This window comes from Pseudomonas lyxosi (genome assembly GCF_047758685.1).
Taxonomy (GTDB): Bacteria; Pseudomonadota; Gammaproteobacteria; order Pseudomonadales; family Pseudomonadaceae; genus Aquipseudomonas; species Aquipseudomonas lyxosi.
In genome coordinates this window covers 6,665,696-6,676,289 of the sequence record NZ_CP180481.1, presented here as the reverse complement: position 1 = coordinate 6,676,289, position 10,594 = coordinate 6,665,696, and the positions used below count along the sequence as shown (strand labels likewise).

Here is a 10,594-nt window from a genome sequence, read left to right as displayed (position 1 = left end):
CAGTATTCCTACAAATCGGCCAGAGGATGCCGGCCTTCCCAGGCCTTGTGGAAATGCGCTTCTACCACCGCATCCGGCAGATTATTGATGTCTGGCCAGTGCCAATGGGGTTTTTGATCCTTGTCGATCAGCCGTGCGCGCACGCCTTCGCTGAACTCAGGATGACGGCAACAGTTGAGGCTCATGGTGTATTCCATCTGAAAGACTTGAGCCAGCGACATGTGCCGGGCGCGGGCGATCTGTTCCCACACCAGATGAGCGGTCAGGGGCGAGCCTTCGCTCATTGTTTTCGCGGCACGGCTGAGCAGCAGATCCGTGTTGTCGCGCAGCTGGCTGATGGCCTTCCAGGCGCAGCGCACGTCACTGACATCCAGCAGCTCATCGATCTGCTGGCGTCGTGGCAGCCACTGGGCTTCGGGCATTTGCGCGATCGCTTCCTGCTGCAAGGCCTTGAGCAGGCTGTTCAGCTGCATCTGCGTCTGTTCCTGCCAGTTCAACTGCAGCAGGCCTTCCATCAGCTCTTCCTGCTGTTCATCGAGCAGGAAACGGTCGGCCAGGTCGAGATCGATCGCATCGCGACCGTTCATATGGGCGCCGGTCAGGCCGAGAAACAATCCGAGCTTGCCGGGCAGGCGCGACAGAAACCAACTGGCCCCGACATCCGGGTACAAACCGATACTGATCTCCGGCATCGCCAACCGGCTGCTCGGCGTGACAATCCGGATGCCCGACCCTTGCAGCAGCCCCATGCCGCCGCCGAGCACATAGCCATGCCCCCAGCAGATCAGCGGTTTAGGGTAAGTGTGCAGATTGAAGTCCAGGCGATATTCCGCCGCAAAGAAATGCGCGGCCAGCGGCGGCACTTCGCCGGGATGGGCGCGACAGGCTTCCACCAGGCTGCGGACTTCGCCACCGGCGCAGAAGGCTTTGGCACCGTTGCCGCGCAGCACTACGCAGACGATTTGCGGTTCTTTGGCCCAGACGTCCAGTTGATCGCGCAAGGCGTTGATCATCGGCAAGGACAGGGCATTGAGGGAATTTTCGGCATCCAGGCTGGCGACTCCGATGCGTGCGCCGTCGGTGCCAGTGAGTTCTTCGAAGTGCAGATTCATCGTGACCTCGATCGGGAATTTGAGCGTTCAGTATGATCGCTGTACAGGAAAGTGCCGGATCTGCGTCAGATCAATTGACAAGCGTGATGGGCTTTCCTAGGGTTCGCCCCATTGTTTTTGCCGGATGTAACCATGACTGCTGACGACCGTATCAAACTCGAACCGAGCTGGAAGGAGGCACTGCGTGCCGAATTCGACCAGCCCTACATGACAGAGTTGCGCAACTTCCTGCAAGAGGAGCGCGCGGCCGGCAAGGAAATCTACCCTCCAGGACCGATGATTTTCAACGCGCTCAATTCGACGCCGCTGGATAAAGTCAAAGTCGTCATCCTCGGCCAGGACCCGTACCACGGTCCGGGACAGGCCCACGGCTTGTGCTTCTCGGTGCAACCGGGCGTACCGGCGCCGCCGTCGCTGGTGAACATCTATAAAGAGTTGAAACGCGACCTGAACATCGATATTCCCAACCATGGCTATTTGCAGAGCTGGGCTGACCAGGGCGTGCTGATGCTCAACACCACCATGACGGTTGAGCGCGCCAATGCCAATGCGCACAAGGATAAGGGCTGGCAGTTTTTCACGGACCGGATCATTGAGCTCGTCAGTCAGAAGCAGCCGCATCTGGTGTTTATGCTGTGGGGCGCGCATGCCCAGAGCAAGCAGAAACTGATCGATGCCACCAAGCATCTGGTGCTGACGTCGGTGCATCCGTCACCGTTGTCCGCCTATCGTGGCTTCCTCGGGTGCGGACATTTCAGCCGAACCAATAAGTTTCTTGAGCAGAATGGCGAAACGCCGATCGAATGGCGGTTGCCGCCAGTCGCGTAATGATCGTTCCCACGCTCTGCGTGGGAATGCCTCAACGGACGCTCCGCGTTCGGCTTTGGATGGGACGCAGAGCGTCCCGGGCTGCATTCCCACGCGGAGCGTGGGAACGATCATGGTGGGGACTGCTCCGGCACCCGATTCCAATACCTGAACAACGGCTCCGCCAGAAACAACACAAACAACAGCCGCATTACCTGCATCGCCGTCACCAGCGGTACCGACAACTGCAACGTCTCTGCCGTCAGGCTCATCTCCGCAATCCCGCCGGGCATCATGCCCAGCGTCAGCGAACGCAAATCCAAATGCGTCAGCGCACTCAACCCCAACGCCGCTGCCGTGGCGATCAACATCGTCAACGCTGTGCCGATCAAGGTCCGCCCCATGAACGAAGGCGCACGCCGGAAAAACTGCCGATTGAAGTGACAACCCAAGCCGCTGCCAATCAGCCATTGGCCGATCTGGCTGCCCCCGTTGGGCAAACCGATGTGCAAGTCCCAACCGATACTCACCGCCGCACTCACCAGCAACGGTCCGAACAGCCATGGATTGGGTTGACGCAGACGTTCCCAGAGCCACGCCGCCAAGGCGCCCGCCGGGAAGAGCAGAGCGAGCCACCACCAATTGACGGTGGACGGATGAAAAATCGGTGCGCCGCCGCCCAGCAAATACTTGAACGCCGCCGGTACACACAGCACTACCACCAACACCCGCAGGCTTTGCCCCGCCGCAACACGACTGAGCACCGCGCCGTTACGCGCGCCGAGGTTGACCATCTCCCCGGAGCCGCCGGGCATGCTGGAAAAGAACGCCGTGGCGCGATCTTCACCGGTACGCCGCATCAACCAGACCCCGACCACCGCCGAGAGGCTGGTGACCAACGCACCGAAGAAGATCAGACCGAAGTGGCTCAGCACCTGCTCCATCACCACCGGGGTGAAGTGCAGGCCGATGCCGATGCCGACAACCCACTGGCCGCACTTGCGGCCGCCAGGGATTTCCGCCAATTGCCAGGGTGTCAGGCAACGCACCAGGATGATCGCCAACAACGAGCCGACCATCCACGGCAGTGGCCAGCCGATCTGGCTGGCCAGGTAACCACCCAGCAGACCGACCAGCGGAGTTCCCCACCAGGCTTTGAAGGGTGTTCGATCAGACATCGGCGATAACGCGCCGGGCGACCGAACGTTTGCGCCAGATCCGCAGGATCGGCATGAGCAGCATGATTGCGGTCAGCACCCAGACACCGAAGGTGATCGGGCTCGACCAGAGGATTTCCAGCGCACCGTTGGAAATCGACAGGGCGCGACGCAGGTTTTGCTCCATCAAACCGCCGAGGATGAAACCCAGCAATACCGGGGACAACGGGAAGTCCAGCTTGCGCAGGATGTAGCCGAAGATACCGATACCGATCATCAGGAACAGGTCGAAGGTGGTGGCGTGTACCGCGTAGACGCCGATTCCGGTAATAATCGCGATCACCGGCACCAGCGCCCAGTTCGGCACGGCAAGGATGCGGGTGAAGATGCGGATCATCGGGATGTTGAGGATCACCAGCATGATGTTGGCGACAAACAACGACGCGATCAGGCCCCAAACGATGTCCGGTTGCTGTTGGAACAACAGCGGCCCAGGGGTGATGTTGTACAGCGACAGCGCGCCGATCATCACCGCCGTGGTGCCCGAACCTGGAACGCCGAGGGTCAGCATCGGCACCAGGGCACCGCAGGCTGCGCCGCCGATAGCGGTTTCCGGCGCTGCGAGGCCACGCATGTCGCCTTGTCCGAACGTGCCATTGGCGCCGGCGATACGTTTTTCGGTCATGTAGGCCACGGCACTGGCCAGTGTTGCACCGGCACCTGGCAGAACGCCCATGATGAAACCGAGCAGACCGCAACGGATGTTCACCACGAACACCGACGATGCTTCCTTGAAGTTGAACATCATCCGGCCGGTAGCTTTCACCGCTTCCTGGCCGCGATGAGTTTTTTCCAGCAGCAGAAGGATTTCACTGATGGAGAACAAGCCCAGTACCAGCACAACGAACTGAATGCCGTCCGTCAAATGGATGTTATCCCCGGTGAAACGGTACACGCCGCTGTTGGCATCGATCCCTACGGTCGATAGAAACAAACCGATCAGCGCGGCGATAAAGGTCTTTAGTGGTCGGTCGCCGGCCATGCCGCCGAGACAGACAATCGCAAACACCATCAGTACGAAGTATTCCGCGGGTCCGAAGGCAATCGCCCATTTCGCCAGCAGCGGGGCGAACAGCACCATGCCGCAAGTCGCGATGAACGCACCGATGAACGAGCTCCACGCCGACAGCGACAGCGCTACACCGGCCAGCCCCTTGCGGGCCATCGGGTAACCGTCGAGGGTGGTCATTACCGTGGAAGCTTCACCCGGGATGTTCAGCAGGATCGAACTGATCCGGCCGCCGTATTCGCAACCCAGGTACACCGCCGCCAGCAGAATCAGAGCCGACTCCGGTGGCAGGCCGAGGGCGAATGCGATCGGAATCAGCAACGCTACGCCGTTGATCGGGCCCAGGCCTGGCAACAGCCCGACGACGGTGCCGATCAGGGTGCCGCACAGCGCGGTCACCAGGTTGTACGGGCTCAGCGCGACGCCGAAGCCCTGACCCAAATAGCCAAGAGTATCCATATCAGTTCTCCAGAACGTCGAGCACGCCCAGCGGCAGTGGCACGTCCATCACCTTGTCGAACAGCAGATAAAGACCGATAGCCATCAGGCTGATGATCACCGTGCTGGGTAGCCAGCGGCCGCCATACAGGCGTGCCATAGGGATTCCAATCAGAATGCTGGCGACGATGAAACCAAGGGGTTCGAAGGCCCCGGCGAACACCAGCAACAGCACCACACAGATGCCGATTTTGATCAGCGTTTCACGGTCCAGTTTCGGGTCGTCATCACTGTGGATGATCGGTGTCGGTCGAAACACCATGTACAGCAAGCCAAGGCCCATCAGGCCGAGCATCAACAGTGGAAAGGCGCGCGGCCCCACCGGTTCGTAGGAAAAAGACGCTTGATACGGCCAGGCCATCAGCGCCAGGCCGATACAGGCCAGCAACAGCACCGAAGCAAAAATGCGTTGTAAGAGCATGGGAAACTCCTGTGCCGCAGCCCTCCAGAACGGGGGCCGCAGCCGCTAGACAGAGGCGATCACTGAATCAGGCCGAACTCTTTGGCCAGCACTTTGTAGTCCGTGACCTGCTTCTTCACGTAGGTGTCCAGCTCCGGGCCGGTCATGGCGAACGGGAACAGTTCACGCTGATCGCGCAACTTGGCGAACTCTTCGGAAGCCAGCAGCTTGTCGAAAGCGTCTTTCCACCAGGCGTAGTCTTCGTCGCTGACCTTTGGCCCGAGGTAGAAGCCGCGAACCACTGGCCAGACGATGTCGTAGCCTTGTTCTTTGGCGGTCGGAATGTCCTTCATTTCCGGCTCGTCCAGACGCTTCTCGGAGAACACGGCCAGCAGGCGCATGTCTCCGCTCTGGATATGCGGCATGGAGTCGGAGATGTCGGTGCTGCCGACCTGGATGTGGCCGCCGAGCAGGGCGGTGGCGATTTCACCGCCGCCTTCGAGGGCGACGTAACGCAGGTCGCGCGGGTTGATCCCGGCAGCCTTGGCGATCAGGGCGGTCTGCATCCAGTCCTGGCTGCCAACGGTGCCGCCGGAGCCGATCACCACTTTGCTCGGATCTTTCTTCAGCGCCTTAACCAGATCGTCCAGAGTCTTGTAAGGCGAATCGCTTTTCACCGCGATGGCGCCGTAGCTTGTTCCAACCGCCGCCAGCCAGCGCACGGCGCTTTCATCGAAACGACCGAACTTGCCTTGGGCCAGGTTCAGCAGCGAACCGCTGGACCAAGCTACCAACGTGCCAGCGTCGGCTGGACGCTGGGCGACCACCGCGTTGTACGCTACCGCGCCAACGCCGCCGGGCATGTAGGTCACGCGCATCGGTTTGGTCAGCAGTTTCTGATTCACCAGCGCGCTTTGCGCCAGTTTGCAGGTCAGGTCGAATCCGCCGCCGGGCGAGGCCGGGGCGATGCATTCCGGACGTTTGGGTTCGGCGAGCAATTGGCCGGCGAACAGCAGGGCGCTGGCGGTGAGAGCAACTTTACGCAGTGATAAGTTCATTCAAGTCTCCTTGGGAGTTGTTGTTATAGGTTTACTGAATTACCAAAGGACAACGCTATAGCTCACCAGCAGACGCACTTCATCGGCATCGCGAGCGGAGTAGTTGGAACGGTAAGTGGCATTACGCAGGCGCACGGCGACATCCTTGAGCGCGCCGCTTTGTACGACGTATTTGATTTCGGTGTTGCGTTCCCACTCTTTGCCTTCGTCACCGTTCTTGAGCTTGATGTTGTCACCGCTCAGGTAACGGCTCATGAAACTCAGGCCGGGAATCCCAAGCCTGGCGAAGTCAAAGTCGTAACGTGCCTGCCAGGAACGTTCTTCGGCGCCGGCAAAGTCGTTGATCTGAACGAAGTTGACCAGGTACGGGTCACTGCCATCGACATAAGGGAACGCGCTGTCGCCGGACATGTGCTGATAGCCGGCGCTGAATTTATGCCCGCTCAAGGCGTAGCTCACCAGGCCGTTGAGGGATTTGTTGTCGATATTTCCGCCACGGGCCGCGCCCTGGTCATCACTGATGGCCAGGCGCAGATCAGTGCCGAAAGTGCCGGGGCCGAACGGTTGCGAAGCGACAACACCGAGGAAGTGCTGGTTGTAGACTTCATCAAGTTGCGCGAAGTGGTAGCTGCCGGTGATTTTGTCGGTGAACTTGTAGTCCACGCCGCCAAAGTCGAAATGCTTGCCGGCTGCGGTACCTGCGAAGCGACTGTTCTTGTTGTTGAGGGCGATGTCCTCGAAGTCGGTGCTGTCGCGGTCCTTGGCTTTCTCCAGACGCCCGCCGGTGAAGGTCAGGTTCTTGATCTCTTTGGAGGTCAGCAGGCCGCCTTCGAAGGTCTGCGGCAGGATGCGCCCGTCGTTGGGCTTGAGGATTGGCAGTTCCGGAATCAGGCTGCCGATTTTAAGTTCCGTGGCGGAGATTTTCACTTTGCCGGTCAGGCCAAGCTTGGAGTACTCATCGGCTGCGCGGCCGTCGTCATGGGTTGGCAGCAGGCCGGTGCCAGTGCGGTCGGGACTCGAATCGAGTTTGACCCCCAGCATGCCCAGCGCATCGACACCGAACCCCACGGCGCCGTCGGTGTAACCCGATTGCAGATTGAGCATGAACCCCTGAGCCCATTCGTCCCGCTTGGATTGCTGGGCGCTGGTACCGTCGCGAAAGTCGCGGTTGAAATACATGTTGCGGGTTTCGAGGGTTGCCGTACTGTCTTCGAAGAAGGCAGCCTGACTCAACGGCGAAAAGCCGGCGAGGGCGGCGGCACTGGCAAGGGCGGTGTGGCTGAGGCGGGAAAAGCGAGCAGGCGGGCAAGCCTGAAGCTGCATGGACAGCATCTTGAAGTACTCCGTTTATTGTTCTTATTGGCGAAAACGCTTCGAGGCGTTTTTCGTATCGCTATGTGCGGTAGCGCACGGCAGTCGAAACTGTCCGTGGCTGGACTCTAACCGGCCAACCTTTCGCTAACCTTTCAGAAGACTTTCACGGTTTTCGGGCTTCACAGCGGCGGTTGCGGCTGTAAACTCCGCGCCAAAGAATGGCGTCGACCATCCCTGAATGAGGTAAAGATCCATGCGTGTTCTGCTCGTCGAAGACCACCTGCAGCTCGCCGAAAGTGTCGCCCAGGCGCTCAAGAGCACCGGGCTGACCGTGGATGTGCTGCACGACGGTGTGGCGGCGGACCTGGCGTTGAGCAGCGAGGAATACGCCATGGCGATCCTCGACGTCGGCCTGCCGCGCATGGATGGCTTCGAAGTGCTGGCGCGTCTGCGGGCGCGGGGCAAGAACCTGCCGGTATTGATGTTGACCGCCCGCAGCGACGTCAAGGATCGGGTCCACGGCCTGAACCTCGGCGCTGACGATTACCTGGCCAAACCATTCGAACTGACTGAACTCGAAGCCCGGGTCAAAGCCTTGCTGCGCCGCAGTGTGCTCGGCGGTGAACGCCTGCAGCGCTGCGGCGTGCTGGCCTATGACCTGGACACTCGGCGCTTCACCCTCGGCGAAGAGTTGCTGACCCTGACTTCCCGCGAGCAGGCCGTGCTCGAAGCCCTGATCGCGCGTCCCGGTCGGGTAATGAGCAAAGAGCAACTGGCCTCGCAAGTCTTCGGACTGGACGAAGAGGCCAGTCCCGACGCCATCGAGATCTATGTCCATCGTCTGCGCAAGAAGCTCGATGGCCAACCGGTGGTCATCGTGACCTTCCGCGGTCTCGGCTACTTGCTGGAAAGCCGCGATGCATAAGCCCAGCAGCCTGCGCTGGCGGTTGCTGTGGAATCTGGCGCTGTTGCTGGTGGTGTTGATGTTGGCCAGTGGTTTGAGCGCTTACTGGAACGGTCGCGAAGCTGCCGACACCGCCTATGACCGGACCTTGCTGGCCTCGGCGCGGACCATCGCGGCGGGCGTATCCCAGCGCGACGGCACGCTGAGCGCCGACGTGCCGTACGTGGCCCTCGACACCTTCGCCTACGACAGTGCGGGACGGATTTTTTACCTGGTCAACGACATCAATCAGAAACTGATCTCGGGTTACGAAAACCTGCCGCCACCGCCGCCGGGAACCCCGCGAACGGACGACTATCCGGCACTGGCACGCTTCTATAACGCCAAATACCAAGGGCAGAACGTACGTGTGGTGAGCCTGCTCAAACCCGTGAGCGAGCCGAACATGAACGGCATGGCGGAAATCCGCGTGGCGGAAACCGATGAGGCGCGGGTCAGCATGGCCCGCAGCCTGGCGGCGGACACGTTGCTGCGCCTGGGCATGCTGGCGGTGGGGGCGTTGTTGCTGGTGTGGTTTGCGGTCAGCGCCGCGCTGCGTCCGCTGGAACGTTTGCGCACTGCGGTGGAAGAGCGTCAGTCGGACGATCTGCGGCCATTGCCGTTGGTGGAAGTGCAACACGAATTATGGCCGCTGGTGCGCGCGCTCAATCACTTTACCGAGCGTCTGCGCGGGCAGTTCGAGCGTCAGGCGCAGTTCATCGCCGATGCCGCCCATGAGCTGCGTACTCCCCTGGCGGCGCTCAAGGCTCGACTGGAACTGGGTTTGCGCTCGACCGAACCTGAAACCTGGCGCAGTACATTGGAAACCGTCGCCCAAGGCACGGACCGTTTGACCCACCTTGCCAATCAATTGCTCTCGCTGGCACGGGTCGAAAATGGTGCCCGGGCCATCGCCGAGGGCGGCGCGCAGTTGCTTGACCTCAGTCAGCTGGCTCGCGAACTCGGCATGGCCATGGCACCGCTGGCCCACGCACGCGGTGTGGCGCTGGCGCTGGAAGCGGACGAACCGGTGTGGTTGCGCGGCGAGCCAACGCTGTTGAATGAACTGTTGAGCAATCTGGTGGATAACGCGCTGGCGCACACGCCGTCGGGTGGCAACGTGATTCTTCGGGTCACGGCACCGGCCGTGTTGGAGGTCGAGGACGACGGCCCGGGCATTCCTCTTGAAGAGCGCGATCGGGTGTTCGAGCGCTTTTACCGGCGCAACCAGCAGGTGGCCGGTTCGGGGTTGGGGCTGGCGATTGTTGGCGAGATCTGCCGCGCACACCTGGCTCAAATCAGCCTGCACGATGGCGAGCAGGCGGGGTTGAAGGTGCGGGTGAGTTTTATTGTCGGGGAGTGATGGTGCCTGTTATGGCCTCTTCGCTCTTAATAAAACATCGACTGCGACTCTTCCAGATCGCGGCACGTCGCCTCGTTCTCCGGATCAATCCCCAGCTTTTTGAACGCCGGCACGCTGAATGCGTCGATGCGGGCGAGGGGATGGTCGGTGTCCTTGTGGCAATACAGGCTGGCCACTTGCACCAGATCGACATAATCGACCCGCTCGGACTGTCGATTGAAGTCCAGATAAAGCCCCGGCACCTGTACCAGCATTTCCGGAAACTCCCAGACCCTGAGCAGTTTGTCGCCGAGCAGTGGATGAATGTGATCGATCACATGGTTGAGGCTGACCGGATCAGCCAGCAGTTCATAGTGATCTTCGGCGTAGGTCAGGATCGGCAACACACCGATCTGATGCACCAGTCCGCCAAGGGCTGCCTGATCGGGTTTGAGCTGCGTGTACCGGCGGCACAATGCATAGCTGATCCCGGCGATTTCCAGGCTTTTGCGCCAGACATCGCGCATTTTCTGTTCCACCACCTCGGAGCGGGCATGGAAAATCTGTTCCATGACCAGTCCGATGGCCAGGTTGCTGCTGTAATTGACGCCCAATCGAGTGATTGCCGTGTGGAGGTCAGTGACTTCCTGTGTCGCACGCAACAGCGGGCTATTGACCACTTTGATCAGACGCGCCGACAGCGCGGTATCGCGGCCGATCACTTTGCTCAGGGTGCTGACACTGATTTCCGGATCTTCAGCGGCCTTGCGAATCTGCAGGGCCACTTCCGGTAACGTTGGCAGAACCAGGTCATCGTTATCGATGGCCTCAACCAAATCCTGTTGGACCTTTTCCGCCAGCTCACTCATTTCGTTTCTCTAGGTATTGCGACAA

Annotated in this window: 10 protein-coding genes; 3 read left to right on the top strand and 7 right to left on the bottom strand. The window is 60.4% G+C overall.

The window, feature by feature from the left end; genetic code table 11:
* Positions 1–8: 8 nt before the first annotated feature.
* Positions 9–1,112 (bottom strand): enoyl-CoA hydratase/isomerase family protein, encoded by a 1,104-nt coding sequence (locus tag ACMXYI_RS30670; RefSeq protein WP_415770859.1) that lies wholly within the window; start codon positions 1,110–1,112, stop codon positions 9–11.
* A 132-nt stretch (positions 1,113–1,244) separates the two neighbouring features.
* Between ACMXYI_RS30670 and ung the strand changes: the two genes are divergently transcribed.
* Entirely contained in the window at positions 1,245–1,940 is a 696-nt protein-coding gene (gene ung, locus ACMXYI_RS30665) for a uracil-DNA glycosylase (RefSeq protein ID WP_415770857.1), read from the top strand.
* Between the two features lie 110 nt (positions 1,941–2,050).
* Here the strand turns inward: ung and ACMXYI_RS30660 are convergent, their stop codons facing one another.
* Genes ACMXYI_RS30660 through ACMXYI_RS30640 form a run of 5 tightly spaced genes read right to left on the bottom strand, consistent with a single transcriptional unit; the run spans position 2,051 to position 7,433 of the window.
* Positions 2,051–3,097 (bottom strand): AbrB family transcriptional regulator, encoded by a 1,047-nt coding sequence (locus ACMXYI_RS30660; protein ID WP_415770855.1) that lies wholly within the window; start codon positions 3,095–3,097, stop codon positions 2,051–2,053.
* Positions 3,090–4,604 carry a tripartite tricarboxylate transporter permease gene (locus ACMXYI_RS30655; protein WP_192406616.1) on the bottom strand — a complete coding sequence of 505 codons (1,515 nt, stop codon included), beginning with the start codon at positions 4,602–4,604 and terminating at the stop codon, positions 3,090–3,092. The genes ACMXYI_RS30660 and ACMXYI_RS30655 overlap by 8 nt, the downstream gene beginning before the upstream one ends.
* Position 4,605: 1 nt before the next feature.
* A complete protein-coding gene (locus ACMXYI_RS30650) occupies positions 4,606–5,064 on the bottom strand; it encodes a tripartite tricarboxylate transporter TctB family protein (RefSeq protein WP_415770853.1) in 459 nt (152 codons plus the stop codon).
* A gap of 59 nt (positions 5,065–5,123) precedes the next feature.
* Positions 5,124–6,101, bottom strand: coding sequence for a Bug family tripartite tricarboxylate transporter substrate binding protein (locus ACMXYI_RS30645; protein WP_415770852.1), 978 nt, complete (start codon positions 6,099–6,101; stop codon positions 5,124–5,126).
* Between the two features lie 39 nt (positions 6,102–6,140).
* Complete coding sequence (locus ACMXYI_RS30640) at positions 6,141–7,433, bottom strand: OprD family porin (protein ID WP_415770850.1); 1,293 nt, start codon at positions 7,431–7,433, stop codon at positions 6,141–6,143.
* Positions 7,434–7,668: 235 nt separating this feature from the next.
* Here ACMXYI_RS30640 and ACMXYI_RS30635 point away from each other — a divergent pair, with 235 nt between their 5' ends.
* Positions 7,669–8,340, top strand: coding sequence for a response regulator (locus ACMXYI_RS30635; RefSeq protein WP_008153060.1), 672 nt, complete (start codon positions 7,669–7,671; stop codon positions 8,338–8,340).
* A complete protein-coding gene (locus ACMXYI_RS30630; RefSeq protein ID WP_415770848.1) occupies positions 8,333–9,721 on the top strand; it encodes a sensor histidine kinase in 1,389 nt (462 codons plus the stop codon). The genes ACMXYI_RS30635 and ACMXYI_RS30630 overlap by 8 nt, the downstream gene beginning before the upstream one ends.
* A 26-nt stretch (positions 9,722–9,747) precedes the next feature.
* Here ACMXYI_RS30630 and ACMXYI_RS30625 read toward each other — a convergent pair whose 3' ends face one another.
* On the bottom strand, positions 9,748–10,569 hold the full coding sequence (locus ACMXYI_RS30625) for an HDOD domain-containing protein (protein WP_415770846.1): 822 nt from the start codon (positions 10,567–10,569) through the stop codon (positions 9,748–9,750).
* Between the last annotated feature and the right edge of the window lie 25 nt (positions 10,570–10,594).

Bases quoted from the DNA above. Each gene is read 5' to 3' on its own strand.
- ACMXYI_RS30635 (WP_008153060.1), top strand. From the start codon at position 7,669: ATGCGTGTTCTGCTCGTCGAAGACCACCTGCAGCTCGCCGAAAGTGTC.
- ACMXYI_RS30655 (WP_192406616.1), bottom strand. From the start codon at position 4,604: ATGGATACTCTTGGCTATTTGGGTCAGGGCTTCGGCGTCGCGCTGAGC.
- ung (WP_415770857.1), top strand. From the start codon at position 1,245: ATGACTGCTGACGACCGTATCAAACTCGAACCGAGCTGGAAGGAGGCA.
- ACMXYI_RS30650 (WP_415770853.1), bottom strand. From the start codon at position 5,064: ATGCTCTTACAACGCATTTTTGCTTCGGTGCTGTTGCTGGCCTGTATC.
- ACMXYI_RS30660 (WP_415770855.1), bottom strand. From the start codon at position 3,097: ATGTCTGATCGAACACCCTTCAAAGCCTGGTGGGGAACTCCGCTGGTC.
- ACMXYI_RS30670 (WP_415770859.1), bottom strand. From the start codon at position 1,112: ATGAATCTGCACTTCGAAGAACTCACTGGCACCGACGGCGCACGCATC.
- ACMXYI_RS30630 (WP_415770848.1), top strand. From the start codon at position 8,333: ATGCATAAGCCCAGCAGCCTGCGCTGGCGGTTGCTGTGGAATCTGGCG.
- ACMXYI_RS30625 (WP_415770846.1), bottom strand. From the start codon at position 10,569: ATGAGTGAGCTGGCGGAAAAGGTCCAACAGGATTTGGTTGAGGCCATC.
- ACMXYI_RS30640 (WP_415770850.1), bottom strand. From the start codon at position 7,433: ATGCTGTCCATGCAGCTTCAGGCTTGCCCGCCTGCTCGCTTTTCCCGC.
- ACMXYI_RS30645 (WP_415770852.1), bottom strand. From the start codon at position 6,101: ATGAACTTATCACTGCGTAAAGTTGCTCTCACCGCCAGCGCCCTGCTG.